24 protein-coding genes are annotated in these 26,416 nt (G+C 70.6%); 10 read left to right on the top strand and 14 right to left on the bottom strand.

The window, feature by feature from the left end; all coding sequences use genetic code 11:
- Positions 1–48 precede the first annotated feature (48 nt).
- Together AC6JA9_RS38850 and AC6JA9_RS38845 are read left to right on the top strand one after the other, a co-directional pair.
- Positions 49–2,883 carry a TonB family protein gene (locus AC6JA9_RS38850; RefSeq protein WP_497958646.1) on the top strand — a complete coding sequence of 945 codons (2,835 nt, stop codon included), beginning with the start codon at positions 49–51 and terminating at the stop codon, positions 2,881–2,883.
- Entirely contained in the window at positions 2,880–3,728 is an 849-nt protein-coding gene (locus AC6JA9_RS38845; RefSeq protein WP_497958645.1) for a hypothetical protein, read from the top strand. Before AC6JA9_RS38850 ends, AC6JA9_RS38845 begins: the two co-directional genes overlap by 4 nt.
- Here the strand turns inward: AC6JA9_RS38845 and AC6JA9_RS38840 are convergent.
- Positions 3,723–4,976, bottom strand: a complete 1,254-nt coding sequence (locus AC6JA9_RS38840; protein WP_223782826.1) for a sterol desaturase family protein — start codon at positions 4,974–4,976, stop codon at positions 3,723–3,725. The genes AC6JA9_RS38845 and AC6JA9_RS38840 overlap by 6 nt on opposite strands.
- Positions 4,977–5,043: 67 nt before the next feature.
- On the opposite strand from AC6JA9_RS38840, the gene AC6JA9_RS38835 reads away from it, so the two are divergent.
- Complete coding sequence (locus AC6JA9_RS38835; protein ID WP_223749629.1) at positions 5,044–5,631, top strand: Crp/Fnr family transcriptional regulator; 588 nt, start codon at positions 5,044–5,046, stop codon at positions 5,629–5,631.
- A 49-nt stretch (positions 5,632–5,680) separates the two neighbouring features.
- Here AC6JA9_RS38835 and AC6JA9_RS38830 read toward each other — a convergent pair whose 3' ends face one another.
- From AC6JA9_RS38830 to AC6JA9_RS38785, 10 genes are all read right to left on the bottom strand, one after another.
- Positions 5,681–6,931, bottom strand: a complete 1,251-nt coding sequence (locus tag AC6JA9_RS38830) for an Ig-like domain-containing domain (protein WP_223749630.1) — start codon at positions 6,929–6,931, stop codon at positions 5,681–5,683.
- A gap of 108 nt (positions 6,932–7,039) precedes the next feature.
- Positions 7,040–7,744 carry a DUF859 domain-containing protein gene (locus AC6JA9_RS38825; RefSeq protein ID WP_223749631.1) on the bottom strand — a complete coding sequence of 235 codons (705 nt, stop codon included), beginning with the start codon at positions 7,742–7,744 and terminating at the stop codon, positions 7,040–7,042.
- A 145-nt stretch (positions 7,745–7,889) separates the two neighbouring features.
- Entirely contained in the window at positions 7,890–8,531 is a 642-nt protein-coding gene (locus AC6JA9_RS38820) for a hypothetical protein (RefSeq protein WP_223749632.1), read from the bottom strand.
- A gap of 126 nt (positions 8,532–8,657) precedes the next feature.
- Positions 8,658–9,266 carry a hypothetical protein gene (locus tag AC6JA9_RS38815; RefSeq protein WP_223749633.1) on the bottom strand — a complete coding sequence of 203 codons (609 nt, stop codon included), beginning with the start codon at positions 9,264–9,266 and terminating at the stop codon, positions 8,658–8,660.
- Between the two features lie 58 nt (positions 9,267–9,324).
- On the bottom strand, positions 9,325–10,011 hold the full coding sequence (locus AC6JA9_RS38810; protein WP_223749634.1) for a hypothetical protein: 687 nt from the start codon (positions 10,009–10,011) through the stop codon (positions 9,325–9,327).
- 792 nt (positions 10,012–10,803) lie between these two features.
- A complete protein-coding gene (locus AC6JA9_RS38805; protein WP_223749635.1) occupies positions 10,804–11,373 on the bottom strand; it encodes a MarR family winged helix-turn-helix transcriptional regulator in 570 nt (189 codons plus the stop codon).
- Positions 11,374–11,541: 168 nt separating this feature from the next.
- Positions 11,542–12,171 carry an EcsC family protein gene (locus AC6JA9_RS38800; RefSeq protein ID WP_223749636.1) on the bottom strand — a complete coding sequence of 210 codons (630 nt, stop codon included), beginning with the start codon at positions 12,169–12,171 and terminating at the stop codon, positions 11,542–11,544.
- Between the two features lie 36 nt (positions 12,172–12,207).
- Positions 12,208–12,651: a hypothetical protein gene (locus AC6JA9_RS38795; RefSeq protein ID WP_223749637.1), complete on the bottom strand. Its 444-nt coding sequence runs from the start codon at positions 12,649–12,651 to the stop codon at positions 12,208–12,210.
- Between the two features lie 102 nt (positions 12,652–12,753).
- Positions 12,754–13,146: an aspartate 1-decarboxylase gene (panD, locus tag AC6JA9_RS38790; RefSeq protein ID WP_141329993.1), complete on the bottom strand. Its 393-nt coding sequence runs from the start codon at positions 13,144–13,146 to the stop codon at positions 12,754–12,756.
- 96 nt (positions 13,147–13,242) lie between these two features.
- Entirely contained in the window at positions 13,243–14,085 is an 843-nt protein-coding gene (locus tag AC6JA9_RS38785; RefSeq protein WP_223749638.1) for an LEA/WHy family protein, read from the bottom strand.
- Between the two features lie 137 nt (positions 14,086–14,222).
- Here AC6JA9_RS38785 and AC6JA9_RS38780 point away from each other — a divergent pair, with 137 nt between their 5' ends.
- The 5 genes from AC6JA9_RS38780 to AC6JA9_RS38760 all read left to right on the top strand — a co-directional run bounded on the left by AC6JA9_RS38780 (position 14,223) and on the right by AC6JA9_RS38760 (position 19,990).
- Positions 14,223–15,716, top strand: coding sequence for an alpha/beta hydrolase (locus AC6JA9_RS38780; RefSeq protein ID WP_408888903.1), 1,494 nt, complete (start codon positions 14,223–14,225; stop codon positions 15,714–15,716).
- Positions 15,717–15,729: 13 nt separating this feature from the next.
- Positions 15,730–16,464, top strand: a complete 735-nt coding sequence (locus tag AC6JA9_RS38775) for an ABC transporter ATP-binding protein (protein ID WP_223749640.1) — start codon at positions 15,730–15,732, stop codon at positions 16,462–16,464.
- The gene (locus AC6JA9_RS38770) at positions 16,461–17,630 is read left to right on the top strand and encodes an ABC transporter permease (RefSeq protein WP_426744639.1); all 1,170 of its coding nucleotides are present in this window, start codon (positions 16,461–16,463) and stop codon (positions 17,628–17,630) included. The genes AC6JA9_RS38775 and AC6JA9_RS38770 overlap by 4 nt, the downstream gene beginning before the upstream one ends.
- Positions 17,631–17,725: 95 nt before the next feature.
- Positions 17,726–18,793 carry a DUF2804 domain-containing protein gene (locus AC6JA9_RS38765; protein WP_141329983.1) on the top strand — a complete coding sequence of 356 codons (1,068 nt, stop codon included), beginning with the start codon at positions 17,726–17,728 and terminating at the stop codon, positions 18,791–18,793.
- Between the two features lie 84 nt (positions 18,794–18,877).
- On the top strand, positions 18,878–19,990 hold the full coding sequence (locus tag AC6JA9_RS38760; protein ID WP_223749643.1) for a zinc ribbon domain-containing protein: 1,113 nt from the start codon (positions 18,878–18,880) through the stop codon (positions 19,988–19,990).
- A gap of 35 nt (positions 19,991–20,025) precedes the next feature.
- On the opposite strand, the gene AC6JA9_RS38755 is transcribed toward AC6JA9_RS38760, so the two are convergent.
- The 3 genes from AC6JA9_RS38755 to AC6JA9_RS38745 all read right to left on the bottom strand — a co-directional run bounded on the left by AC6JA9_RS38755 (position 20,026) and on the right by AC6JA9_RS38745 (position 24,606).
- A complete protein-coding gene (locus AC6JA9_RS38755; RefSeq protein ID WP_223749644.1) occupies positions 20,026–21,381 on the bottom strand; it encodes a DUF6986 family protein in 1,356 nt (451 codons plus the stop codon).
- A 27-nt stretch (positions 21,382–21,408) separates the two neighbouring features.
- On the bottom strand, positions 21,409–23,967 hold the full coding sequence (locus AC6JA9_RS38750) for a M1 family metallopeptidase (RefSeq protein ID WP_223782819.1): 2,559 nt from the start codon (positions 23,965–23,967) through the stop codon (positions 21,409–21,411).
- A 114-nt stretch (positions 23,968–24,081) separates the two neighbouring features.
- The gene (locus AC6JA9_RS38745; protein ID WP_223782818.1) at positions 24,082–24,606 is read right to left on the bottom strand and encodes a hypothetical protein; all 525 of its coding nucleotides are present in this window, start codon (positions 24,604–24,606) and stop codon (positions 24,082–24,084) included.
- 189 nt (positions 24,607–24,795) lie between these two features.
- Here AC6JA9_RS38745 and AC6JA9_RS38740 point away from each other — a divergent pair, with 189 nt between their 5' ends.
- Positions 24,796–25,455: a CHAP domain-containing protein gene (locus AC6JA9_RS38740; RefSeq protein WP_223749647.1), complete on the top strand. Its 660-nt coding sequence runs from the start codon at positions 24,796–24,798 to the stop codon at positions 25,453–25,455.
- A 188-nt stretch (positions 25,456–25,643) separates the two neighbouring features.
- Positions 25,644–26,408, top strand: coding sequence for a transglycosylase domain-containing protein (locus tag AC6JA9_RS38735; protein ID WP_370640395.1), 765 nt, complete (start codon positions 25,644–25,646; stop codon positions 26,406–26,408).
- The last annotated feature ends 8 nt before the right edge of the window (positions 26,409–26,416 follow it).

The raw sequence follows: 26,416 nt of genomic DNA, 5'->3' as shown, positions 1-26,416 counted from the left end.
ACGTTCGCGGTGGCGGGTGCCGCCGGTTCCAGGAGTGAGGGCCTCGCCGTGTGGATTGCGATGCTGGTGATGTGTGCGATGGGGGCGCTGGAGGAGGTGCCCATCACACCGCCGGTTCCGGTGGAGGCGGCGCCGCCGTCGATGCCGGTGGATGCGCCGGTGTTGGAGCGGCCGGCGACGGTGGTGTTGCGGCTGACCATCGACGAGGCGGGGGAGGTGTCGCGCGCGGAGGTGCAGGCCTCGGCGGGGCGGGTGTTCGACCGGGCGGCGATGGAGGCGGCGGTGCGGTGGCGCTTCCAGCCGGCGCGACGGGGTGAGGCGCCGCTCGAGGTGCGGGTGGATGTGCCGGTGCACTTCGTCCCGGAGGCGGCGGGTGGCGTGGGGGCGCACCATCATGGTGAGGCGATGGCCGCCACGGCTGTGCCGGCGCGAGGGAGCGAATCGACGGGCGCCCGGTCCACGTCGGATGGTTCGGCGGCTGGCGGTGAATCGCCGAGCGATGAACTCGGCTCCTCGATGGCGTCCCGCTCTTCGCGGGAGGCGTCGGCTCGAAGCACGGCGGCCGGGGCTGAATCGCCGAGCGATGGGCTCGGTTCCGCGGCGGAGTCCCGCTCGTTGCGGGGAGCTTCGGCCCAAGGCGCGGCGGCTGGTAGCGCATCGCCAGGTGAGGCGACGAGCATCGCGTCATCGGCGCAAACAGGCGCTGCTCCGGGCGCTTCAACCTCGGACGACGCAGAGAGTTCGGATTCGTTACGGGAGCAGGGCGTCACAAGGGAGACGAAGTCCTCCGAGCGGGTCCTCTCCACCACCGTCCGCGATGTCGCCGCGGCGCCTCCGCCCGTCGCGGTGGGCGACTTCCACATCGAGGTGGGGCAGCTCGCGGACGTGCCGCGCAACTCCGCCTCCGACCTGATGTTGCTCGCGCCCGGCGTGATGCTCGCGAACCACGGAGGCGAAGGACACGCGGAGACGGTGTTCATCCGGGGCTTCGACGCGGGCGAGGGCAAGGACGTGGAGATGCGCCTCAACGGCGTGCCCCTCAATGAGGTCTCCCACGCGCACGGCCACGGCTACGCGGACACGTACTTCATCATCCCGGAGCTGGTGGACGCGCTTCGAGTGACGGAAGGTCCCTATGACGCGTCCCAGGGAGACTTCGGCGTGGCGGGCACGGTGGAGTACCAGCTCGGGCTGAAGCGCCGGGGGCTCACCACGTCGGTCAGCTACGGCAGCTTCGCCTCGCGTCGGCTCGCGCTGGTGTGGGGCCCGCCCGAGTCCAGCGAGGCCACCTTCGTGGGACTGCTCCTGCGTCAGGGCGACGGCTTCGGGCCGAATCGCTCGTTCGCCAACGCGAGCGCCATGGCGCAGGTGGAACTGCTCCTCGGTGATGACACCCGGCTGCGGTTGCTCGGCACGAGCTATGGCGCGCGCTTCGCCTCCGCGGGGGTGGTGCGCGAGACGGACGTGGTGGACTCGCGGCTGCCCTGCGCGCCGGACGCGGACTCACAGTTCTTCTGCTTCTACGACGAGAACCAGGGCGGCGCGAGCCAGCGCCACATCGTCTCCGCCGAGCTCCAGTCTCGGCTGAAGCGCGGCGGCCGACTGGTGCAGCAGGGGTACGTGGTGCTGCGCCAGACTCGCATCCGCGACAACTTCACCGGTTTCATGCAGGACACCCCGCCCGTTGGTCAGTCCCAGCGAGGCGACACGGCGGAGGGCTTCTATCGCGGCAACACGCTGGGCCTGCGCGGTCGGTACATCCCGGGGCTCACGTTGCTGGGGGAAGCGCGTCCGCTGGAGCTGGGCTACGTGGCCCGCTACGACGACGTGCGCACGCGCTCACGGCGACTGCGGGACAGCGGCGGCGCGCCCTACGCCACGCTCTACGACAACCAGGTGCGCACCACGAACCTGGGTGGCTACGCGTCCCTGCGCGTCTCGCCCCGTCCCTGGCTCACGCTGCGCGCGGGCCTGCGGCTGGACACGTTCCTGTTCGGCGTGGAGGACCTGAACCGTCCCGCGGTGGACCGGGACGGGCCCCGGCTCACGGATGAGTCCGTGGATGCCTATGGCTTCTTCGCCAGTCCCAGGGCCAGCGCGGAGGTGAAGCTGTCCCCCCGGCTCACCTGGATGACGAGCGCGGGGCTCGGCGCGCGCTCCAGTGACGCGGCCGCGCTGTCCGACGCGGAGCTGGCGCCGTATGCGCGGGTGGCCTCGGGAGAGACGGGGCTCGGCTGGCGGCTGGAGGGCGAGGGGCATCCGTACACCCTGGAGGCACGCGGTGCTGTCTTCGCCACCCGTGTGTCGCAGGACTTCGTCTTCGACGAGCGCCTGGGCCGCAATCAACCCATCGGCGCGTCGCAGCGCCTGGGCGCCTTCGCCACGGGCCGCTTCGTGTGGAGCGAGTGGATGGACGTGCAGGCCTCCATCGCCTGGGCGCGCGCCACGCTGCCCACGCCCGGCGCGTCCGCGTGGAAGCTGTGGGATGGCGCGGTGATGCCCTACATCCCGGCGCTGCTGGGTCGACTGGATGCGTCGGTGCGCGGCGACGTCACGCTTGCGGGTGAGCGCGTGGGCTGGAACGTGGCGTTGGGGCACAGCGCGGTGGGGCCTCGGCCGCTCCCTCTCGACCGCTACAGCGCGCCCGTCTTCCTCTTCGACGTGGCCACGCGCGCGCGCTGGAGCTGGGTGGAGTTCGGCGTGTCCGTGGAGAACGCGCTCGATACGCGCTGGCGCGAGACGGAGCTCAACTACGTCTCCAACTTCCGTGGCGCGGATGCGCCCGCCTCGCTGCTCGCCACGCGGCACTTCACCGCCGGGCCTCCGCGCACCTTCCGCGGCACCCTCACGCTGTACCTGGACTTCGAGGAGGACTCTCCATGAGCTCGCCCGTGTTTCCTCGCGGCATGTCCCGCCGTGCCTTCACGCTGGGCCTGGGCGCGGCCCTCGCGGCGGGTGGCTCAGCCTGTGGACTCTCCGGCACCGGTGGTCGCGGCATCGTGTTCCACATGGGCCTGCGCACCGCGCTCGCGCCCGAGGCCACGCAGGTCGGTGAGTTCACCACGGACACGGGCTGGGGCGTGCGGCTCACCTCGGCGCGGATGGTGCTGGGGCCCATCTACCTCTTCGAGAACGCGTCCCCCCTCCAGCAACAGGCGCGCGGGGTCCTCCGCTCGCTGATGGACGTGCTCCTTCCCACGGCCCACGCGCACGACGGAGACTTCTTCTCCGGAGGCACGGTGCTCGGTGAGTGGGACCGCGAGGTGGTGTTCGACCTGCTCGCCCAGGGTGACGCGCGGGTGCTCGGGCGCTCTCCCGGCATCGCGGGTCGTGCGCGCTCGTTCTCCCTGCTGCTCCAGCCGCCCTCTCGGGCACTCGGCGACGAGGGCGCGGCGCTGCAGGGGCACTCCGTGCTGATGGAGGGCACGGCCTTCCGGGGCGAGCAGCGCGTCCCCTTCCGCGTCGCGCTCGACTTCCCTCCGCCCGTGGAACTCCAGCGCGTGGACTTCGTGCCCATCGAGGCGGACCTGGACGACGACGGCCTCTTCGTCGTGGAGGTCCGCCCCCATCAGTGGTTCCAGGGCGCGCACTTCGACCGGCTCCCTCCGTCCACCGAGGGGCTCCCGGTGGACGTGACGGCCGAGACCCAGGTGCACCGCGCGTTGTCCGTCAACGTGCGGCGCTTCACGGCCTTCTCGGGGGCGTGGGAGCCGGGCTTCACGTCATGACGTGCTCGCGCCACCGGGCACGGGAGACGCGCTCCGGCGGGTCGCGCGCGAGATGCTCAGCCACACCAGCGTCACCGCGAGCCAGCCCACGGTGAGCGCCCGCCACGACATGGGCGCGTTCGCCTGGGCGAGCCACAGCGTCACGGCGCCCCCCATGGCGAACACCCGCGCCATCTCCAGCGGCAGGCCCCAGCGCTTGGACTCCATCATCCCGCCCCACGCGGTGGCCATGCCCCAGAAGAAGACGCTGAGCATCAGCTTCTGCCAGCCCGACAGCGGCGAGGCGTGGTGGCTGACCAGCAACATGAAGGGCATCGACGCAATCATCTGGAAGACGAGGTAGCCGCGGATATTGGGCAGCTCGGTGGACTGGAACTTCACCTCGACGCCCGTCTGGTTCCACTTCGTCTCCACGCGGGCCGGCAGGTCCGCGGGGCGCCAGCCGGTGGGCATCACCCACAGCCGCAGCTTGTCCCACCAACTGCGCGTCTTCACCGCGTCGCTGCACAGCTTCGCCCAGAACTGGAAGTTGATGACGGTGGGGTCCCACGTGTTGGGCGGCGTGGTGACGCCGTAGGAGCACTCCTCCGTCTCCTCCCGGTACGTGCCGAACAGCTTGTCCCAGATGATGAGGAAGCCCGCGTAGTTCTTGTCGATGTAGACGTCATTGCGCGCGTGGTGCACGCGGTGGTGCGAGGGCGTGTTGAGCCAGGACTCAATCCACCGGGGCAGCTTGGGGATGACGCGGGTGTGGGGGATGAACTGGAGCACCAGGTGGAAGGCCACCATGGCGAGCACGGCCTCCGGCGAGAAGCCGATGACGACGAGCGGCCAGTAGAACAGGAACGAGAACAGCCGCTGGGTGACGCTGGCGCGCAGGGCCACCGCGTAGTTGAGCTCCTCGGTGGAGTGGTGCGGCGAGTGCGCGGCCCAGCCGATGTTGGTGCGGTGCCCGAAGCGGTGGAACCAGTAGAAGAGGAAGTCGACGCCCAGGAAGAGGCCGACGAGCGCCCACGGCGATGTGCTGTCGATGCGCCACAGGGACAGCTCGCCCAGCAGCGTGAACAGGGGCAGCACCATCAGCGCCACGGCCACGTTGACGCACTGGTTGAGGACCGCGGTGCCCACGCTCGCGATGGAGTCCTGGAAGCTGTAATAGCCGTTGCGCTTCGCCACGCAGTAGATGAACTCGCCCAGCGCCAGCGCGATGACGAAGGGCGTGGCGATGGCGTAGACGTTGATGGACATGCCCTCGGGTGTACGGCGCCCGGCTCGCTGGGCGCCTTAACCTGGGTTAACCTCGTCCCACCTACCCGTGAGATTCCCGACGCTCTACGAGCAGCTCGCCCCGCTCGGCCCCATTCCCCCGGGTGAGTGGGAGCGCGCCGAGTCGTTCGCGAGGGAGCAGGCGGTGGAGCGCAAGGCCCACTTCCTGCGTCCCGGAGACCCGGCGGACCGCTTCGCCGTGGTGCTCCAGGGCGTGTTCCGCCTGGTGCGCGTCTCCGCGCGGGGCGGCGAGTCGGTGAAGGCGTTCCGCGCCGAGGGTGAACTCCTGGGCGCCTACGCGGAGATGTTGCAGCGACAGCCATCGATGACGTCCATCGAGGCGCTGGAGCCCGCACGGGTGCTGGTGTTCCGCACGCAGGACTTCCAGGCGCTGGAGGAGGGCCACCCGTGCTGGATGCGCGTGGCGCGCCGCGTCGCCGAGCGGCACTTCCTGTTGAAGGAGCGCCGCGAGCAGGAGTTCCTGGAGCTGTCCGCGGAGGAGCGGCTGGACACCTTCTGGGCGGAGCACCCGCACCTGCGCGGCCGCGTCCCGCAGCGCGACGTGGCGGCCTACCTGGGCATCACCGAGGTGGCCCTGAGCCGCATCATGTCCAGACGGCGCAAGCGCACCGAGTGAAGCCCGCACCCAGGGCCCACACGGTGCGCTCGGTCCTTCGAGGCGCGCTTCAGTACCGCTCGAAGACGAAGGTGAACTTCTCCAGTGGCGTCGGGCCGTAGGTGAGGCGCAGGAAGCGGTCACCGGCGGGCGCGGTGAACTTCAGCGTGTGGGTGATGGCGGGCAGGCAGACCTGCGGCGCGGGCGTCACGGTGGAGGGGACCACCGTCTCGGCCTCCGTCACGTCGTGCACCACGATGGGCACGTCCTGGTTCAGGTACAGGACGACCGGCCGGTCGCGCTCGTCCGAGACGACCTCCGAGTAGCCGAGGAACGCGCCGCCGTTCGCGGGGAGCGTCAGCTCGTAGAACTCGTGGGGCGCGTCCGTCGCGGGATACATGGCCGTGGGGGATGCGCCCGCCGTGACGGCGACAGGGGCCTCCAGCAGGGCGTGGCCACAGGCGTGCTCGGTGACGCCGTCGCGCTTGCCCGTGGTGAAGTCGAGCCGCCCGTCTCCCAGGTTCGCGTGCGTGGTGTCCAGCGCATGGCCCGCCTCGTTGCGCAGGAGCGTGAGGTCCACCGAGTAACGGCTCTCCTCTTCGAGCGGCGGCAGGTCCGACTCCGGCCGGGGAATCGAGACGGTGAGCGTCAGCGCGTCCTCGGACCAGGTGCCCGTGAGCGAGCGCGGCGCGTTGGCGGGCGCGCTCTCATCCCGCAGCGTCACGCGGCCCTCCGTGACGTCCATCTTCTCGTTGAACGTGACGGTGACGAGCCGCCGCAGCGTCGTGCTCGTGCCGACCTTGTACGTCTGCACCGGCAGCACACCCGTGGCGCCCTCCGCCGGATTCGAGGTCACGACGTGGGGCCGCGCGACGTCCGCGCCCACCTGGAACGAGAAGCTGTACGCCGTCGCCTGTCGGTTGCCGGCGAGGTCCTCGAAGCGCTCCACCGTGACGTCCACCTTCGCGCCAGCGCGAAGGGGTTGCGTGGGGTGCGCGATGAGCGTGCGCCCCTCGTCCTCCCAGTGCCCCGTCTCCAGCGAGAGGATGACGTCGCCATCCGCGGCGCGCACCGTGCCCGAGTCCCGCTGGACGGGCTCGCTGAAGCGCACCGTGATGGCGCTGCCGGGCGCCACGTCCACCGCGTCGGCCGCGGGCGTGGTGCCCGTCACCGTGGGCGGCGCGGTGTCGCCCGCGTCGGGGCCCGCGTCCGTCGTCGAGCCTGCATCCGGAGGCGTGGGCGTGGGGTCGTCATTGTCGCAGCCCGTCAGGGCCAGCAGGGTGCAGGTGGCCAGCAACGTGGCCGCGTTGGAGAAGCGCATCGGGTGTGACCTCGCGAGGGTGAGTCAAAGGACGAGGGCGGAGCACCCCGGATGTCTGGGGTGCCCCGCCGGGAGTCACGCGGACTCCTTGTGACGAATCAGCGACTGTCAGCAGTTGAAGATGGCGGGGTTGGTGTCGTCGCAGTCGAAGCGCGTCTTCGAGTAGCCGCTGTTGACCTCACAGGCGAAGCGGTAGACGGGCGTGTTCACGCCGTAGCCGTCACCGTCCTGGTCCCGGTAGTAGCGGTCGCGGTTGTTGTAGAGGTACTCGGGGACGATGCCCACCTGGTTGCCCGACGCGGTGGCCGAGACGACGATGTACTCGGTGCCCGGCGTGAGGTCGTAGACCTGCGCCTTGATGAGCGAGCAGCCCGTCTCCGCGACGGACTCGTTGATGAGCGGCGACACCGTCGCGCTGGTGGTGGCGTTCACCACGGTGAGGGCCACGTTCTTGTTCACGTAGAACGCGACGGACTCCACGGTGCCGCTCCCGGACACGTTGGTCGGGGTGAACGTCACCGAGCCCTCGGCGCCCGCCGGCAGGGTGAGCGTGTAGTGCTTGTGCTGCGTGCTGATGTCCGGCGCCGTGTCCACGCGCGTGGCGCTGGCCGTCACGTTCACGTTGTCGCCGCTGTTGCTCGCGTGGGTGCACGCGTGCGTCGTCATGAGGGTGTCGTCCACCGACACGCACCCGGCCTCCAGCGGCTGCTCGGCCTGGCCGGTCGACTCCTGCTCCACGTCCTCCGTCGGTCCGCAGGCCGCGAGCGACAGCCCGAGCAACGCACCGCAGAGGGTCTGCTTCAGCATCTTCATGTGGGATTTCCTTTCAAGGCCGGGCGCGACGCGCGGGCACCGGAGCGGCGTCCCGAGACACGCCACGGCGCCGGTATTCATGTCTTAATGGTAACTCAGTTGCAATAACGGCGCGTACGATTTCCAGGAGCCATCGCGTATCGCGTTACTGGAGGTGTTCGATGACCATGCCGAGCTCGGTGTGCGAGGTGGGGCCGAGCGTGAGCGTGTATTGGACGCGGTCGGTCAGCTCGTAGCCGACCATGTGTTTCAAGCCCGAGCAGAAGTCGCCGGTGGGTCGGGTGCCCGCGGGGGGCACGGTCTTCTGGACGGCGGTCTCCACGAGGGTGACGGGGACGTCCGGGGTGCTCAGGTAGACGACAAAGTTGCCGGAGGCGAAGGCCTTGTAGTTGAACGTGCCGGTGTACTGGCCATCCACCTCGCGCAGCTTCACGGTGTAGTAGGTGTGGAAGTCGTCGACGCGAGGGTCGCGGGTGGTGGAGGCGGTGACGGTGACGAAGGGACCGCTTTCGACGTGCCAGCAGGCGTGCTCTCCGTCGTCGCCGAAGTCGAAGCCCTCGCTGGGGACGTAGTCGGGGTCCACGACGCAGGAGAGGCCGTCCTGCGCGGCCAGGTAGCCCTTGTTGCAGTGACACCAGTCACCCTCGGGCTCGCGGTGGATGTGGCCATGGGGCTCGCACGGGTCCGCCGAGGGCTCGGGCTTGGGTTCGGGCGGAGGGGCGTCGCCACCGCAGGCGGAGGTCGCCAGGGCGAGCGTGGCCAGGAGGGCACGGAGTTTCCAACGCATGGGGGAGCGCTCCACGAAGGCTCGAGAGGTGGATGTCATTGAGAGGCGGGCTGGGAAGAAGGTCTTGAACGACGCTGCCTGGGGCGGAAGTGCCCGGAACGGTTCCAGGCACCCGCCGGTGAGGGGTTACTCCTCGTGGTGGTGACCGGCCTCCTCGACGATGAGCGAGAAGGAGGCGTTGCGGCGCAGCACGGAGCGGAACTCCAGGTAGTACTCGGTGTCGGCCTCGAGGTCCGCGAGGATGGTGGTCTTCAGCGCGCCGCAGACCTCGGCGGGGACTTCGTAGCGGCACTCACGCGCCACCTCGGTGCCGGTGGCCGCCTCGTAGATGCGCAGGCCGCGGTTGCGCGACAGCATGAAGGCGAACTCACCGGACTCATCCGGGAGGAACGAGACGCGGCCGGCCCAGCCCCAGGAGTTCGTGCTCCGCGGCAGGCTGATGTTGAACGTGGTGTGGGGCGCGCTGACGTCCACCAGCACGGGGGCGCCGAGAGCCGCGGCGGTGACGGGCTCGAAGGGTCCCATCTCCGCGTGGATGCACGCGTGCTCGATGACCTCGTCGAGCTCCTCCGGCTCGTCGCAGGAGGGCAGGGCGCCGAAGAGCAGCGCGGACTCGCTGGTGGTCAGCGCCTCGGCCTGGACGGCCGGCTCCTCGGCGGTGGTGCCGCAGCCGGTGAGCAGGAGCGCGACGCTGGTGGCGAGCAGGGACTTGTGCAGCAGGGACTGGGGCTTCATCTGGGGACTTCTCCTTGTTGTGGGTACGGCGGGTGTGTCGACTGCGAAGGGCGGTGGCTCAGGGCGTGTCCGGGCGGAGCACGACCCAGGTGGCCAGGACCTGGCCCGAGGCGAGGTGCTCGGCGGGGAGTTGCAGGTGCGCGGCGTTGCCCGGCAGACGCAGCTCGGGCGTGAGGCGGAAGGCCGCGTCGTGCGTGGCCGCGTCCGGGAAGGTGACGCGCGTGACGCAGCCCGCGGCGAAGCAGCGCGGTGGCTCGGCCTCGACGGGCTGGATGCTCGTCGCCATCCGCTGTCGCCACGTGTCCAGCGCTTCTCGGGCCCCGGCGGTCCAGGGCTCCTGGCTCGCGCCCGTGGACTCCAAGGCCGCGAGCACGGCGTCACGGCGCGCCTTGGGGTCGGCGGGGGCCTTGCGCAGGGACTGGACGAGCAGCTTGCGTGACTCGGAGAGGGGACGGCGTGCGCGGACGGAGGGCGCGGGTGGGAGCTGCTCGAGGTCGGGCGACTCGAACTCCAGCGGCTCGGGCTCGTCGGGGAGCGGAGGCTGGGTGGGCGCGGAGGGCGGGGGGCGCGAGGGCGCCATGGGCTGGGGAGCAACCGCGACGGGCTCCTCCCTGCGCGTGGGCTCGACGTGGAAGTCCTGGGGTTCCACGGGCGGCGGCGGGCGGTCGGGGAGCCGCAACAGCGCGGACGCGACGCACGCGAGCGCGAGCCCCGCCACTCCCACGCTCCAGATGATTCGCTTCATCGCTCTGCTCCCGCGCCAGGACCGTGTCGGCGGCCGACGAGGGCGTCAGCCGGTCAGTCCCCGCGAACCCCGCAAATATGCAACTGAGATCTAAAAGTAATCAAGTTGCATTTGCTGGGCATGGCTCCGGCCTGGTCCGAGGGGTGGGCGAGTCGGGACCCGCTGCGGGGGTGTGTTGGGAGGCGCCGCGAACTCCGTGATGGGTGGCGGTGCGCCCCCGCGGCCGGTGGTCTTGCGCGGCCTCGGGGGCTCGCCGCGCCGCGCGTCACGCGCACGACGTGCCCGCGCTGCTCGCGCGAATGCGCGGTGACTTGTTCCGGACGGTGAGGTCACCGTCGGACGCTCGCGGAGGGGCGGCACCTCGGGATGCAGGGCGCACGTGCCCCGGCGGCGATGTTCATGTGGATGTGGGAGGCTGCTCCCTCTGGAGTGGCAACCGTCCAGCGCTCGCGGAGCGAGGGCGTCACATCGGGAGGCCGCGTGGGTCGCCCTGGCCGCGACGCTGCACGAGTGCAGGGGCTGGTCCGTCCGGAGGGCACACGTCGTGCGCGCGAAGAGACGTCATCTCGGGATGCGTGAGCATCGCGCATGCCGTGATGCCCATGTTGGTGAGCGGAGGGCTGGCATCCAGTCGAGGCGCGGGTCCGCTGGGAGCGCTCACCCGTCACCCCGTCGCCGAGGAACACTCAGGTCGACGGGCGTCAGGGAGCCAGGACTTCACCGAGCCTCGCGCTCGGGGACGACAGGAAGGCGCCGGACCCAGGATGGCCGGCGCCCACGAAACTCAGGAACTCAGGCCGCGCTGGCGGTGACGCCTACGTCCTCGACAGCGGCGAGTCGAGGTCGATGCGCCTGGGCCCGGTGGTTGGCCTCGGCCTCTTCGGCGGCCTGCTCCTCGGCGCGGTTCCAGCAACCCAGCGCCTCCACCCAGCCCTCGAGCAAGTCCATCAGCGCGCTGCGCTGCTCGCCCCCCAGCGGCATCAACAGGCGCGCCATGCGCTCCTGCACCACCGAGTCCGCGTTCTCCGCCAGCGCCCGTCCCTGCTCGGTGAGCCGCACGCGCACGCGCCGGCGGTCATGCCGCACCGAGCGCTCGCGCTGCACGAGCTTGGCATCCTCCAGCCGGTCCAGCAGCCGGCTCAGGCGGGGCAGGGCGATGCCGCCCAGGCGGTCGGCGAGCACGTTGACGGGCAGCAGGCTCTCGGCCTTCAGCCACCAGATGGCCTGGACCTCCATGGGGTCCAGCTCATGGTGAGGCAAGGCACCCAGGGGACTGGCGAGCGCGCCACACCGCGCCACATCGATGACCAGGTTGCGTAACCGCGCCACCTGAACACGCACTTCCGCCGAAAGCTCGGTCATCTTCGTGCCTCCGCCTCGCGGACACCGTCTCCCCGAACCGGCCCTTGGGAGTCCGTCGGTCGTCCGCCATGAATGGAGGGCTTTCGCCCCCTGCTTGGGGACGTGAACGTGGCGGCGAAGGAGGCATATCGGACCCGTTGGAATATTTCCGGATCCGCGGGGAAACCCTCACCCCGCCTGCTGGGGGCGCTGGGCCTTGGCCTTGGCGTGGGCCTTGTCGAAGCCCTCGTAGAAGCGCACGGCCTGCTCACCCACGCGCTGGATGTGCTGGTTGTTGAAGTACGCGGTGATGGGGGCGGCGACCAGCGGCATGGCCCGTCCCAGCGTGTGCATCCCGCCCTTCTCCAGCACCATCGCGGCCAGCTTCCCCATCACCTTGGGGCTGGAGCGCTGGACGGGGCCCAGGCCGTTGGCGTAGCCGAACAGGTCCAACATCTCCCCCCGGGCGCGCTCGCTCTTGAGGTTCACCTTGTAGAGCGTGGCCACGTCCGTGAGCAGGATGATCTGCAGATAGGACATGAACAGCAGGTCCGCGGGCAGCGCCACCAGGCCGAAGACGCCGCTGACGCCGCCCACCATGCTGGCCAGGTTCTTCTTGTCGTCCACCAGACGTTGGGCCAGCTCCCGGGTGTCCGCGCGGGGGTAGCGCTTCTCCAGCTCCGCCACCCGCACCCGGGCCCGCTTCGTCTCCTGCAGGACGATGTCCGACAGCCGCGCCGCGCCGAGCTTCTTGAGCTCCGCCGGGGTCAGCTTCTTCATGAAGGCCAGCCGCTCGGCCACGCTGTCGTAGAAGGCCATGAGGTGTGTCTCCCGCCTCGGGTTGTCCCGGGTCCTCTAATAACCCCGCTCGGCGAGGTAGAGGTCCACCAGCGCGCCTTCCTCGTACCAGGCGTGGCGCATCTCCGCGTTGAACCAGCGCGAGTCCGGCTTCGCCCCGCGCACCTCCAGCTTCACCTGGTTGGGCGACGTGTCGATGACGGCCGCGCGCGCCTTGCACGCATAGCCCGGCTCCTCGCCGTAGCCGCCCTCCAGGCAGACCTCGTCACCGACCGACAGGCGCCGCGTGTACTCGGTGGCCAGGTAGAGCGCCTCGTCGCAGTGGCCGCGCACCGAGGACTTCCCGTGGCCGGCGCAGCGCGTCTGGGGCGGCGCCTTGATGACGGGGATGGCCCCGTAGAGAGGGTCTTCGTCGTTGGGGTTGGGCCGGAACGAGCCCACCCCGGAACATCCGGAGAGTCCCAGCGCGAACACGCTGACTCCCGCCCACAGCCGCCTCATCGTGATGGTGCCTCCGGGGCCATGGGCCCCCCTCTAAAAGGTGGGGCGAGCATGGCAAAAGGCGCGCGGAGGCGAAAGCCGACGGCGGGAGGACGCCTGCCCTCAGGCAATGCGGCGAGCGGGCCCCGGAATCTCCTCCGTCTGTCCGGGGACGATGCGGTTGGCCGCGTCGACGAAGACGACCTTGGGCTTCCAGTCGCGGGCCTCGGCGTCCTCGACCTCGGCGAAGGTCGCGATGATGACCAGGTCGCCGGGCTTGTTGAGGTGTGCGGCGGCGCCGTTGATGCAGATGACGCCGCTGCCGGGCTCGCCCTCGAGGGCGTACGTCTCCAGGCGCGTGCCCTGGGTGACGTTCCAGATGGCCACCTTCTCGTTGGCGATGATGTCCGCCGCGCGGAGCAGGTTCAGGTCGATGGTGACCGAACCCTCGTAGTCGAGGTCGGCCTGGGTCACCGTCGCGCGGTGGATCTTGGACTTGAAGAGGATGCGGCGCATGGCGTGTGTCCCACGAAGGGCGCCCAACCGTAACGGCTGTGACGCCCTGGGACAACCTTCAGGTGCGCTCCTGCCCGCCCGGCGCCCGGACGGGCGTCATTTCACGATGTTGACCAGCTGGCTCAGGTTCAGCGGGACGGACTGCGAGTCCGAGGTGAGCTTGCCGTCCAGGCTCAGCTTGGCGTTGCCCCCCGAGCGCAGGGCCACGGCGGCGGAGGCGGCCCGGGCGAAGTTGATGGTGAGCGGCAGCGTCACCTGCTTCGTCCCGCTGCCGTCGAGCATGCCCAGGTTGCCGGTGGACAGCGTACCCACATCCGCGCCGGCGACCTTGAGCGCGCCGGTGATTCCGGCGACGGGCAGGGGGAAGCTGTTGCGGTTGGTGATGGCCAGGGGGAACTCGACGGTGGCGCTGGTCAGCCCGATGTTGGTGATGCGCGGGGGCTGGAAGGCGACCTGGGGAATCTTGGGGACGTCGAACGCGCCCTCCTTCTGGAGGGGGAAGGAGAGCACGCCGATGGGCGTCTGCACGCCGACGCTGCCCTGGGCCTTGTAGGCGGCGCGGTCCTTGTTGAGGAAGGTCTCCACCACGGGGACGATGTCCGCGAAGCGCACGTTGGCGGGGAAGACCAGCTCGCTTCGGCCATTGGCCTTGAGGTTCAGGCCCTTGCGAGGCTTGCCGGCCACCACCTGCTTGCCCTCGACGAAGAACGAGTAGTCCACCGAGGCCAGCTCCAGACCGAAGCCGTTGGGGTTGTTGACCTCGTAGACCAGGTCGACGGTGGCGTCGGAGAGGGACGCGCTGGACAGCCGCGCCGTCTTGAAGGTGAGGGTGGGCTTCTTGAAGGCCTTCTTCAGCGCGCTCTGCAGGCCAGCGCAGCCGGCGAGGGTGGTGAAGCAGAGGGCGAACAGGACGAGGGCGAAGCGTTTCATCGTGGGCATGGGCGTATCACCAGACGGCCGCGCCCGCGTGGGATTCACGCTCGGGCGGTGTCGAGGCAATCACTTGCGGGGGCGGGTGTACTACGAGGCGGCAGGTGTTAAAGGTCGGTGCGCCCGCACCCTACAGGGAGACACACTTGGCCGGGGCCCACACCCACATCCGCTCCATCCTCCGCCGCCTGGCCTGGGTCCTCGGGCTCGTGGCGCTGTCGGCCTGCTCGCGGGGGGGCTCGTCACCCCAGGCGCGCACCTTGAAGCTCGAGCCCTGCCAGTTGGAGGGGCTGGCGCCCCAGGCGCAGTGCGGCGCGCTGGAGGTCTTCGAGAACCGGGAGACGAAGACGGGCCGCAAGCTGTCCCTGCGCGTGGCGGTGGTGCCCGCGCTGGCGGCGCAGCCCCAGCCCGACCCCCTGGTGTTCCTGGCGGGAGGGCCCGGGCAGGCGGCCACCCGACTGGGCGCCGTGCTGCGCGCGGTGGAGCACATCCGCCGCCAGCGCGACATCGTGCTGGTGGACATGCGCGGCACGGGGGACTCGAGCCCGCTGGACTGCGAGTTCCTCCCGAAGGACGCCGGGCTGGCCGACTACTTCAGCGAAGACGACGACCTGGCGCCGCGCATCCGCGCGTGCCGGGAGCGCTGGGACGCGGACGTGCGGCAGTACACCACGCCCATCGCCATGGCGGACCTGGACGAGGTGCGCGCGGCGCTGGGGTACGAGAAGCTCAACCTCTGGGGCGGCTCCTACGGCACGCGCGCGGCGCTGGTGTACATGCGCCAGTATCCGGAGCGGGTGCGCACCGCCATCCTGGACGGCGTGGCGCCCATGAGCCTGTACCTGCCGCTGTACATGCCCCGCGACGCGCAGCGGGCGTTGGACCTGCTGCTGGCCCACTGCGAGAAGGACGCGGCCTGCGAGAAGAACTTCCCTCGGCTGCGCACGCGCACGGAGGCCCTGCTGGAGAAGCTCTCCCAGGAGCCGGCGCGGGTGCGGGTGGCCCATCCGCGCACGGGCGTGCCGGAGGACATCGTGCTGACGCGCCAGGCCTTCGTCGGAGCGCTGTTCGGGCTGCTCTACAGCGCGGAGGACTCGTCGATGGTTCCGCTGATGCTGGACCGGGTGACGCAAGGTGACTGGGCGCCGTTCGTGGCGCTGAACGTGGGGCGCGGCGAGCGGATGGAGAAGGTGATGAGCCGGGGCCTGCAGATGGCCGTCGTCTGCGCGGAGGATGTCCCGTTCCTCGACACGGCCGCGGTGGAGCGCGAGGCGAAGGGGACGTGGTTCGGCGCGAGCATGGGCCTGGAGATGATGAAGGCGTGCGAGGGCTGGCCCAAGGCGACGGTGCCCGCGGGCTTCCGCGACGCGGTGGTGTCGGACGTGCCCACGCTGCTGCTCTCCGGAGAGCTGGACCCGGTGACGCCTCCGGCGTGGGCGGAGGAGGCGAAGCGCACGCTGAAGAACAGCCTGCACGTGCAGGTCCCGGGCGTGGGGCACAACACGCTGGGCGTCGACTGCGTGCGCAAGCTGATGGTGGACCTGGTGGCGGACGGTCGGGTGGACACGCTGAAGCCCTCGTGCGGCGCGGGACTCGCGCGTCCGCCCTTCTTCACGTCCTTCGCCGGACCGGTACCCTGAGGACGCGACGCGGATGATTCGAGCGACGAATCTGCACAAGCGGTTTGGCGCCGTGACGGCGGTGGAGGATGTGTCCTTCACCGCCGAGGACGGGATGATTACCGGGCTGCTCGGCCCCAACGGCGCGGGCAAGACGACGACGCTGCGGATGCTCTACACGCTGGTGCGCCCGGACAAGGGCACCGCGGTGGTGGACGACGTGGACGTGGTGGCGCGTCCCGAGGATGCGCGCCGGGGGCTGGGCGTGCTGCCGGACACGCGGGGCCTGTACCCGCGGCTCACCGCGCGCGAGCACGCGCGCTACTTCGGGGAGCTGCACGGGCTGTCGGGCGCGGCGCTCGACAAGCGCGTGGACGAGCTGGTGGACCTGCTGGACATGAAGGACATCGTCGACCGGCGGGTGGAGGGCTTCAGCCAGGGCGAGCGGGTGAAGGTGGCGCTGGCGCGGGCGCTGGTGCACGGGCCTCGCAACGTGCTGCTGGATGAGCCCACCAACGGCCTGGATGTGATGAGCACGCGCGCGGTGCGCACGCTCCTGCGCCGCCTGCGGGACGAGGGGCGGTGCATCGTCTTCTCCAGCCACGTCATGCAGGAGGTCGCCGCGCTGTGCGAGCGCGTCGTCGTGGTGGCGCATGGCCGGGTGGTGGCGGAAGGGACGCCGGAGGCGCTGCGGCAGGCCACTGGCAAGGACAGCCTGGAAGAGGCCTTCGTGGCGACCATCGGCAGTGAGCAGGGGTTGATGCAATGAAGCGGCTGGTGGGCAGTGTCCTGCGCAAGGAGCTGACGGACCACGTCCGGGACCGACGCACGCTCAGCTCCTCGCTCCTGTGGGCGGTGTTCGGTCCGCTGGTGTTCCTGGCGACCTTCCAGCTCATGTCCAACATGATGCGGGACAAGCCGCTGGAGCTGCCCGTGGTGGGCCGGCAGCACGCGCCCAGCCTGATGGCGTTCCTGGAGCGCCAGGGCGTGACGCTGAAGGAGGCGCCCTCGGACTACGAGGCGCGCGTGCGCACGGGCGTGCTGGACGTGGTGCTGGTGGTGCCGGAGGGCTACGGCCGGGACTTCTCCACCGGGCGCACCGCGGACGTGAGCCTCATCATGGACAGCTCGCGCACGGCGGCCCGCAAGTCGGTGCAGCGCGCGCGGATGATGGTGGAGATCTACTCGCGGCAGGTGGGCGACCAGCGGCTGTACGCGCGCGGCATGGCGCCGGAGCTGGCGATGCCGGTGGACGTGGAGGAGCTGGACCTGTCCACGCCCGAGCGCACCGCGGCCACGCTGTTCAACATGCTGCCGCTGTTCCTGGTGATGGCCACCTTCACGGGCGGCCTGCAGGTGGCGAGCGACACCATGGCGGGTGAGCGCGAGCGTGGCTCGCTGGAGCCGCTGCTGCTCAACCCGGCCCCGCGCGGGGCGCTGGTGGCGGGCAAGTGGCTGGCCACGGTGACGATGGCGGCGAGCACGGTGCTGGTGTCGCTCGTGGGCTTCGTATTGGTGGTGCGCGCGGTGCCGCTGGAGGAACTGGGGCTCAAGGCGCGCATGGACCTGCCCATCGTCCTGGGGATGGTGCTGGCGGTGCTGCCGCTGACGCTGGCGGCCTCGGCGGTGCAGCTGTGGGTGTCCACCTATGCGCGCTCGTTCAAGGAGTCGCAGACGTACCTCAGCCTGCTGACGGTGGTGCCGACGCTGCCGGGCATGTTGCTGGCGATGTCGCCGGTGCAGACGCAGACGTGGATGTTCGCGGTGCCGGTGGCGGGCCAGCAGATGCTCGCGGCCGAGGTGATGCGGGGCGAGGCGCTGGGGCCGCTGCCCTTCCTGCTCGCCGCGGCGTCCAGCGTTCTGCTGGCGCTGGTGGCCCTGCGTGTGACCACGGGGTTGTTGTCGAAGGAGAAAATCGTCTTCGGCCGGGCCTGAGCGGGTGTGGGCAGTGTCGTCGAGGCGTCGGTTGGGGATGCGGGCTGGCCGACGCCGGGTGACATCGGCGGGAGGTTGGCCTCCAATGGGGTGTGATGACACCCGAGAGAGAAGCCCTCCTGCCCCTCGCCCCGGCCTCCGTGGCCACCGCCCAGGGCGAGCCCCGATTCGGCACGTACCAGGGTGAGCTGCCCGAGGTGGACCTGCCCCGGTTGCTGGGTCGCTGGGCGCCCGAGCGCACCACGCGGCTGCTCAAGCGCAAGCGGTGGCACTACACCTTCACGGCGACGCCGGAGGTGGCCGCGCTCTTCGCGGTGGTGGACCTGGGGTACTCGGCGAGCGCGTTCGCGGTGGCGTTGGATTTGCGCGAGCGCAAGCCGCTGTGTGACGTGAGCTTCCTGGGCGTTCCCTGGCCCATGGTGTCCTTGGGGGACAAGCCCGGCGCGGGGCTCGACGCGTCGTTCCGCACGTTGGGTGGGAAGCTGGCCATCCGTCGGGGCGAGGAGGACGAGCGCTACCAGGTGGAGGTGGACGTCAGCCGCGTGCGCACGGGCAGCCTCAACACGTTCCAGTGGAATGGGGAGATGTTGGTGGCGGGCGGGCCTCCCGCGCTGACGGTGATTGCGCCGGTGCAGGGGGACGGGCTCGTCAACGTCACGATGAAGCGCAACGGGCTGTTGTCCTTCGGCGGCATCGAGGCGGGCGGCAAGCGCTTCCGGCTGGATGGGGGCGTGGGCGGTATCGACTACACGCAGGGGTACCTGGCGCGGCACACGGCGTGGCGCTGGGCGTTCGCGGCGGGGCGACTGGCCGATGGGACGCCGGTGGGGCTGAACCTCGTGGAGGGCTTCAACGAGACGGCGACCGAGGCGAACGAGAACGCCTTCTGGCTGGGGGACCGGCTGTATCCGCTGGCGCGCGCGCGGTTCGAGTACGACACGAAGGATTTGCTCGGGCCGTGGCGGATGACGACGGTGGATGGCGCGGTGGACCTGCGCTTCACGCCGTTCTACGTGCACCGCGAGGAGCGCAACCTGCGGCTCATCATCAGCCACTTCGCCCAGCCGGTGGGCTTCTTCGACGGCACGGTGACGGTGGGGGGGCGGACACACCAGCTCTCGCACGTCCCCGGCGTGAGCGAGGACCAGGACATGCTCTGGTGAAGAAGCAGGGCTCGCATCGTGCGTGGAGCCCGGGGCCGGAGGCGCTAGGCTGGGAGGCCCACGCCGTTGGTCCGGAGTGAGCCCATGTCGTCGTGTCCGCACTGCGGTCAGCCGCTTTCCGATGCTCGCGTCTTCGCGTGCCCGTCCTGTGGGCAGAGCGTGGGGGCGTCCGCGCGTGGGACCGAGTTGCCGGACGACGCCGCGGAGTCGGCGCGTCGGGCCGCGGAGGCCACGGGGCGCGCGGTGCGCACGGTGCTCGAGGACCCTCGGCTGCGCGAGCGGCTCCCTGGGGGCTCGTTGCCGTTGCTCGGGTCGGGGCTCGTCGCGGCGGCGGTGCTGCTGCCGGGGCTTCCCTTCATCAGCGGGACGATTGGCATCCCGTGGTCGGTGGTGATGCTGGGCGGGAGCCTCCTGCTGGGGGCTCGGGAGTGGAGCGCGGCGGGGCGGCCGGTTCCTCCGCTCCTGGAGCAGCTCGCGCGGATGGCCGCGTCCGCCACGTTCCTGTTGCTCTACACGTCGCTGGTCATCACCTTCGCGTTCCTCTCGCTCGGGCTCGGGTTGGTGCCGCTGGTCTGGGTCGCGGCCGCGGTGGTGCTCGGGTATGTGCAGTGGCGCGTGTTCCAGGCGTCGGCCGCCGCGATGCCGGAGCTGCGGCCCGCGCCGGGGGCCGCGCGGTTGAAGCGCTGGGTGCTCGGCGGCGCGGCCGTGTGCGCGGTGTCGCTGCTGCTCACGTGGGGCTCGGGGATGCGGACGTGGACGTCGCTGGGTGGCTACGGCTACGACAACAGCCTCGTGCACGAGGTGGACAGCACCGGTCGCTCCACGGGGCACTCGTACATCGAAACCCGTTACGGGTGGCAGCCGGGCATCACCAACACGTTCACCTCGTTCGCGACGTCCGGGCGTGCTCGGCCCGGGGCGCCGCTGGTCGTCATGGCGCTGATGTCGCTCGCCATGCTGGCCGCCGTGCCCCGGCTCCGTGAGGCGATTCCATCCCAGACGCCCTACATCCTGGCGGGCGCCATCACCGTGTGGGGGCTGCTGGGCCTGTCCCTGCGACTGGGGCCGCTGGTCTTCCTCGCGGGGGCATTGGCCATCGACTTCGCGCTGTACCAGGCGCATCGCGCGGCGAACGCGCGGGAGGAGCCTCCGCCCGGGAGCGGCGACTCATCGAGCTCCGGCCCGACGAGCGCCTGAGACACGGGCTCGCTGTCATGGCGAGCCCGTGGGTCTCACCTGCCCGTGCGGCGTGACTCGACGATGGCCTTGAACGAGCGGCTGCGCAGTTCGTCCAGCGTGAGCCCCGTGGCGAGCACTTCTTCCTGACTGAGCGCGCCACAGCTCGAGCCGCGCAGGAAGAAGTTGAGCAGGCCCTGGCCCGTGGCCGCGTCGTCGAACACGTCGCCCACCAGCGTCGCCTGCGCCGCCTTCTCCATGAAGGCCTTGAGCCGCCGCGTGGCCGCGTCCAGCCCTTCGAGGAAGAACGCATACACGGCCGCGTAGCGCACCGGGAGCTGGGCCGGATGCAAGTCCCACCCCTGATACCAGCCGCGCTCCAGCGAGTGCCGGATGTGGCGATACGACATCTGCCACACCCGCTGCACCGCCTCCGCGTTCTCCCGCAACTGCGTGGGCAGGAGCGCCGTGTCCCCCTGCTTGCGATGCGGAGGCACCGGCATGACGTTCGTCGCGCCGTCCGCCATCTGGATGCCCGTGCCCGCGAGCGACACCTGCACCAAATCCCGCAGGAAGTCGCAGGCCGGGTGCAGCATGCTCTGCACATGCGCGCTCACACTGAGCGCCGCCGTGTAGTCATACAGCCCCAGGTGCACGCTGGAGCATCGCCCCGCCCCCGCGGCCACCAGCGCCGACAGGTGCAGCTTCCCCTCCCGGTCGAACAGGGCCTGCGGCGTCTCCACCATCAGCTCCAGCCCCAGCGCCCCCTTCTCCAGGCCGTGCTCCGTCTCCAGCACCTCCAGGATGCGCGCGAGCGCGGCCACCTGCTCGGGCAACGCGACCTTGGGCAGCGTGACGACGAACGACGGCGGCACCTTCCCGCCGCTCTGCTCCAACAACGTCGTGACGAACAAGTCCAACGTGCGCGACGCCCGCTCGAACAGCTCCTCGCTGAACGACTTCACCCGGATTCCGATGAACGGCGGCAACGTCCCCTGCTCGAGCCCCCGCGCCAGCTCCTTCGCGGCGGACACGGCGTGGCCATCCTCCTCCGCGTCGGAGCGGTGGCCGTAGCCGTCCTCGAAGTCGATGCGGTAGTCCTCCACCGGCTCGCGCTGGAGCTTGTCCACCACGCGCTCGTACACGCGCTGGGCGAACCTCCCTCGCTGGGGCAACCCCAGCCCGTGCGCCAGCTCGGCCGAGTCCGGCGCATAGTCCTTCAACGCACCGAGGGCCAGGTCCCCCAGCTTCCGCGCCGCCTCCGCGCGGAAGAGGTGCGCGCCGCCGTACACGACGTGCACCGGCTGGCGACGGGGGGAGTCCCCCGGGTACGTGCGTGAGAACCCGGCGTTGGCTCGCCGGAGGGACTCACGCACGCTGGAGAGGCTGTTGGGTGTCAGGGTGGTCTTCATCGAGTGCCTCTCGAACGGCGGCTCACGCTACGGCTGGCGCTTCAGCCAGGCGCTGACCTCCGGACCGCAGCGCTCCCGCAGCTCCACGTCCTGCGACAGCCGCTCCAGCGTCTGCGCCGTGGCCTGTTGCGCGTCGTTCACCGGCTGCTCCTTGAGCAGCGTCCTCACCGCGTCCAGGTGCTCGCGCGTGAGCAGCATGCCCAGCGACTCCACGATGCGGCGCACCAGCATCGGCGCGCCGCCCGTGCGGGCGACCACGTCCTTCCACTGCTTGCGCATCTGCGCCCACCACGACTCGCGGCCCGTGCGGTTGGCGAGCAGGCCCGTGGCGAAGCTCGCCACGTCCTGCGTCTTGACCGTGTCCGAGAAGAACAATGCGCGCGCACGCTCGGCCAGCGCGGGCTCCTCGAACGCCGTCAGCGCCATCAGGTACCGACGCTGCGTGGCCGGGTCCGGCTCCTTCGGCATCCGCTGCAGGAAGGTGTCGAACAGCTCCGAGTCCCCCGCGCGCGCCGCCATGGACACCGCCGCGTCGAGCAGGTTGGGCTCCAGCGCGTCACGCTCGCCCTTCAGCATCGACGTCACCCGCCGCCGCGCCTCCTCGAGCACCTTCGGCTCACGCGCCAGGCCCCCCATCGCGCGCACCAGCGCCGCGCGCCGCAGCTTCACCCGGTCCGTCTCCCCGGCCAGCGCCTGCCACCCGAGCTTCTCCAGCCCCGGGCCCAACAGCCGCGCCACCCACGCGCGCATCCGCGTCTGGTCCTCGCCCTCCACCAGCCGGCTCTCCACGTACGCCAGCCGCCCCACCAGCTCGTCCAGGACGGAGTCATCCTCCTCGTTCCCGAAGAGCGCGGCCAGGTCCAGCAGCTCCCCCACCGACGCCCGCCCCGAGCGCACCAGCCCCCACTGGTCCGCCAGCAGGGAGATGCGCTCCGACGGCGCCAGCGCGTGCAGGTTCGCCGACAGGCCCGCGAGCGTCGCCTTGTCGTAGGCCACCCGGTAGAAGCCCGTGGAGCCCGCGTTGGCGCACAGCCACTTCACCGCGCCCGAGCCCGCCTCCAGCTTCACCGTGGCCTGCTTGTCGCGCAGCAGCACCCGCTGCTCCTTCACGCCGCTGGCGTCCTCGTACCGGAGCACCATGGGCACCGGCCACTTCTCCGCGCTCGCCACGCCGGGCTCCGAGTAGAAGCGCTCCTGCGACAGCGTCACCTCGCGGCCCTCCACGCGCGCCGTCACCAGGGGGAAGCCGCTCTGGCCCACCCACGCCGTGGCCAGCTCCTCCACCGGCTGCTTCGCCGCCTCACCCAGCGCGTTCCACAAATCCTCCTTCACCGCGTTGGCGCGCGCGTGCCGGCGCATGTACAGCCGGATGCCGTCGCGGAAGGGGCCCTCGCCGAGGAACCCTTCAATCATGCGCAGCACCGCGCCACCCTTCTCGTACGTAATCGCGTCGAAGCTCTCGCCCGCCTCACCCGCGTTGTTCACCTCGCCGTGGATGGGGTGCGTGGACTTGAGCGCGTCCAGGAACAGCGCGCTGGTGCGGTGCGAGTCGAAGTCCAGCCACATCCGCCACTCGGGGCGCCACTGGTCGACGATCTTGAAGGCAATCCACGTGGCGAACGCCTCGTTGAGCCACAGGTCGTCCCACCACACCATGGTGACCCAGTTGCCGAACCACTGGTGCGCCAGTTCGTGCGTCACCACCTCCGCCACGCGCTTCTGCACCGACAGCGGCGCGGTGGCCGGGTCGAGCAGCAGCGCCACCTCGCGGTAGGTAATCAGGCCGGCGTTCTCCATCGCGCCCGCCTCGAAGTCCGGGATGCCCACCTGGTCCACCTTGGTGAAGGCATACGGCAGATCGAAGTATTCTTGGAGTCGCGGCAGCACCGCGAGCGCCACGTCCTGGCCGAAGCGCGTCAGGTGCTTCTTCTCCTCCAGCGCCCAGGTGCGCACGGGCACCGTGCCCACGTGCTCCACGGGCGTGCCCACCAGCGGGCCCACCACGAGCGCGATGAGGTAGCTGCTGAGCACCTCCGTCTCCTGGAACGTCACCTTGGTCAGCGCGCCGTCCTGCTCCTCCTTCACCACCGGGCCGTTGCCCAGCACGGCGAGGCCCTGGGGCACGCGGACGCTCAGCGACCACTTCGCCTTGAAGGCCGGCTCGTCGAACGAGGGGAAGACGCGGCGGGCGTCCGCGGCCTCGAACTGCGTGGCCGCCACCTTGCCCGCCGAGTACAGGCCGCGCAGGCCGTCCGTGAAGGGGCCCGTCCAGGCCACGTCCAGCTGCGCCTCGCCCTGGGGCAGCGGCGCGTCGAACGTCAGCCGCACCGTCTCGCTCACGGCGTTGACCTGGATGGAGGCGGGCTTGTGCGACGCGCCACCCTTCGCGCGGAACGTCACGTCCCCCAGCTTCAGGGAGATGGCGTGGAGGATGATTTCGCGCGTGGGCTCCGCCAGCGTCACGTCCACGGTCTGCTGACCAGAGAAGGTCTTCGCCTCCAGGTCCAGGGTCAGCGTGGCCGCGTAGCGCTGGGGGCGAACGGTGAGGGGAAGGCGGAAGTTCTTGTCTTCGGTCGGATGCGCCATAGGGAGGCGGAATCTAGCCTCGCTCAGGGCGCGCGTTCCCACTTCTGTCACGCCGGTGCAAGAAACCTGTCGCCGGCCGGGTGGGGTGTCGTCCGCCACACCCTTCCCGCGGGCCTATCCCCGAGCCCCCTTCGGGCCGCGCGGGACGGGCTTGGGCACCAGCTGGTGGAAGAGGCTGGATTCGCGCTCGAAGAAGCCCTCGGTGTGGAAGGAGTGGGGCAGCTCCAGGAGCTGGAAGTCCAGGTGGTGACACAGCTCGTGCAGCAGCGTGCGCAGGTACGTGCGGAAGGCCACGACGCGCGCCTGCTTCGCGGTGCGCATCCAGACCTGGAGGCGGGGGAGGCGCCCGGCCTCCCAGGTGTACAGGCCGTGCAGCTCACCCTCCTCGGAGGACGGGCGGACCTCCAGCACCTGGACCCGGACGGTGGCCACGTCCAATCGCTCGCACAGGGCATCCGTCAGGGCCCGGCTCGCGCGCTCCAGCGGGGCCCGGGCTCCGCTGGCCAGCGTCTCACGCACGGCGTCGACGAGCGGCGCCAGCGCCCCGGGGGCCCTCACCCGCAGGGACTTCACCCCGTCGCTCATGCGGTAGCTGCGCTGCTGCTCGGGGTCGAGGTTCTCGTAGTAGGCGAAGGGCACGGGGCGGCCGCGCACTCTAGGCGACCGCCGTGCGGCGTGATGCGTCGAGGTGCCAGGAGGACGACTCACCGGGGCAGGGTGGGAAAGGGATTGCTCAAGGGAGGGGCGTGCGTGGGGTGGGGAGATGTTCGCGAGCGGACGTCGGAGGCGTCGAGGGACAGGGCACGTCCATTGCTGTGGCGTGCGGGTATGCATCGTGGCGTGTGGTTGGGGGCGTTGGTGGGGTTGTGGCTGTGGGGTGGAACGGCCGAGGCCGCGAGGCGGAGCCCTCCGAAGCGGGCCGCGGCCGTGTCCCTGTCGGACCGGGCCGTGTGGCGCGCGAAGGGCTGGGTGGGACTGGGCTCGCTGAAGACGGTGAGCAGCTCGGTCAACGATGACTGTTCGGGCCTGACGCAGCTGGCCTACCGCCGCCCCGGGCTCAGCCTGATGCCGTCGCTCACCCTGCCCGGGGAGAACGGCGTGAAGGCCATCTACCGGAAGGCGGGCTCGCTGGGCGCGCTTCGCCAGACGCCGAAGCCGGGGGACCTGGTGTTCTTCCGCGAGACGCTGGACCGCAACAAGGATGGACGTCGCAACGACGGGCTCACGCACATCGGCATCGTCGAGAAGGTGGGGAAGGACGGCACCGTCACCTTCGTGCATCGCGCGGGCGGTGGGGTGAAGCGCGGCCGCTTCAACCAGGCGCGCCCGGACGTGCACAAGGACGAGAAGGGGCGCGTCGTGAATGACTGGCTGCGCCGCCGCGAGAAGCGCCAGCGGGCCTACCTGGCGGGCGAGCTGGTGGCCGGCTTCGCCTCCGTGGACGACAGCTGGCAGGCGCCCGTCACCGCATCGCGGACGCAGCGCTGAGGGGGAGGTGACGTCCGGGGCGCGAGGCGCTATGCACGGCGCCGATGTCGACCACGGATGGACGACCGGAAGGCTCGCCGGAGGGTCCCGAGGCCACGGCCCGGACGCCTTCGGTGGCGGCTGTGTCCTCGCAGGCCCCCGCGCCTCGTCGCCGTAGGACGTGGCGATTCAAGCTGGTGCTCGGGGCCGTGGCGCTGCTCCTCGGCTTCGGGCTGTACGAGTACGTCACGCTCCCCAAGGCCGCGTCACTCGAGAAGGAGAACCCGAAGTCGACCGCGCTGATGGACCAGCGCGCCGAGGAGGCTCGGGCCGAGGGGAAGAAGGTCCGTCGGCGCCAGCACTGGGTGCCGCTCGCGTCGGTGCCGAAGCACGCGGTGGACTCGGTGCTCATCTCCGAGGACGCGAGCTTCTATCTGCACGAGGGTGTGGACACGACGGAGATGCGCAAGGCGCTGGGGGAAGCGTGGGCGAAGGGGCAGCTGGGGCGCGGGGCGTCGACCATCACCCAGCAGCTCGCGAAGAACCTCTGGCTGTCGACGGACCGCAGCTTGTTCCGCAAGGCGAAGGAGCTGGTGCTCGCTCGGCGATTGGAGGACGCGCTCTCCAAGAAGCGCATCCTCACGCTGTACCTCAACGTCGTCGAGTGGGGGAACGGCGTCTATGGCATCGACGCCGGAGCGCGGGAGCACTTCGGGGTGTCCGCGTCACAGGTCTCCGTGGCCCAGGGGGCCATCCTCGCCGCGATGCTGCCCGCGCCGCGCAAGCGTGGTCCGTCCTCCGGCTCGCGCGCGCTGTGGCGGCGTGCGCACTGGATTGTGGACCGGATGGAGTCCGTGGGGCGCATCTCCGAGGCGCAGGCCACGGATGCGCGTGCAGACATCGACCGGTTGTTGGGGCGCACGCCCGCGGGGAAGAGCGACGATGGAGACGAAGGCGCGGACGACGACGCGTGACCTGCGCG

Source organism: Myxococcus sp. MH1 (assembly GCF_059738865.1).
The sequence above is the reverse complement of the archived record's forward strand: the minus strand, read 5'-3'. Positions and strand labels throughout refer to the sequence as shown.

What these genes read in the sequence shown, in the direction of transcription:
- AC6JA9_RS38845 (WP_497958645.1), top strand. Translation starts at nt 2,880, where the DNA reads ATGAGCTCGCCCGTGTTTCCTCGCGGCATGTCCCGCCGTGCCTTCACG.
- AC6JA9_RS38840 (WP_223782826.1), bottom strand. Translation starts at nt 4,976, where the DNA reads ATGTCCATCAACGTCTACGCCATCGCCACGCCCTTCGTCATCGCGCTG.
- AC6JA9_RS38830 (WP_223749630.1), bottom strand. Translation starts at nt 6,931, where the DNA reads ATGCGCTTCTCCAACGCGGCCACGTTGCTGGCCACCTGCACCCTGCTG.
- AC6JA9_RS38825 (WP_223749631.1), bottom strand. Translation starts at nt 7,744, where the DNA reads ATGAAGATGCTGAAGCAGACCCTCTGCGGTGCGTTGCTCGGGCTGTCG.
- AC6JA9_RS38820 (WP_223749632.1), bottom strand. Translation starts at nt 8,531, where the DNA reads ATGCGTTGGAAACTCCGTGCCCTCCTGGCCACGCTCGCCCTGGCGACC.
- AC6JA9_RS38815 (WP_223749633.1), bottom strand. Translation starts at nt 9,266, where the DNA reads ATGAAGCCCCAGTCCCTGCTGCACAAGTCCCTGCTCGCCACCAGCGTC.
- AC6JA9_RS38810 (WP_223749634.1), bottom strand. Translation starts at nt 10,011, where the DNA reads ATGAAGCGAATCATCTGGAGCGTGGGAGTGGCGGGGCTCGCGCTCGCG.
- AC6JA9_RS38805 (WP_223749635.1), bottom strand. Translation starts at nt 11,373, where the DNA reads ATGACCGAGCTTTCGGCGGAAGTGCGTGTTCAGGTGGCGCGGTTACGC.
- AC6JA9_RS38800 (WP_223749636.1), bottom strand. Translation starts at nt 12,171, where the DNA reads ATGGCCTTCTACGACAGCGTGGCCGAGCGGCTGGCCTTCATGAAGAAG.
- AC6JA9_RS38795 (WP_223749637.1), bottom strand. Translation starts at nt 12,651, where the DNA reads ATGAGGCGGCTGTGGGCGGGAGTCAGCGTGTTCGCGCTGGGACTCTCC.
- panD (WP_141329993.1), bottom strand. Translation starts at nt 13,146, where the DNA reads ATGCGCCGCATCCTCTTCAAGTCCAAGATCCACCGCGCGACGGTGACC.
- AC6JA9_RS38785 (WP_223749638.1), bottom strand. Translation starts at nt 14,085, where the DNA reads ATGCCCACGATGAAACGCTTCGCCCTCGTCCTGTTCGCCCTCTGCTTC.
- AC6JA9_RS38775 (WP_223749640.1), top strand. Translation starts at nt 15,730, where the DNA reads ATGATTCGAGCGACGAATCTGCACAAGCGGTTTGGCGCCGTGACGGCG.
- AC6JA9_RS38770 (WP_426744639.1), top strand. Translation starts at nt 16,461, where the DNA reads ATGAAGCGGCTGGTGGGCAGTGTCCTGCGCAAGGAGCTGACGGACCAC.
- AC6JA9_RS38765 (WP_141329983.1), top strand. Translation starts at nt 17,726, where the DNA reads ATGACACCCGAGAGAGAAGCCCTCCTGCCCCTCGCCCCGGCCTCCGTG.
- AC6JA9_RS38760 (WP_223749643.1), top strand. Translation starts at nt 18,878, where the DNA reads ATGTCGTCGTGTCCGCACTGCGGTCAGCCGCTTTCCGATGCTCGCGTC.
- AC6JA9_RS38755 (WP_223749644.1), bottom strand. Translation starts at nt 21,381, where the DNA reads ATGAAGACCACCCTGACACCCAACAGCCTCTCCAGCGTGCGTGAGTCC.
- AC6JA9_RS38750 (WP_223782819.1), bottom strand. Translation starts at nt 23,967, where the DNA reads ATGGCGCATCCGACCGAAGACAAGAACTTCCGCCTTCCCCTCACCGTT.
- AC6JA9_RS38740 (WP_223749647.1), top strand. Translation starts at nt 24,796, where the DNA reads ATGCATCGTGGCGTGTGGTTGGGGGCGTTGGTGGGGTTGTGGCTGTGG.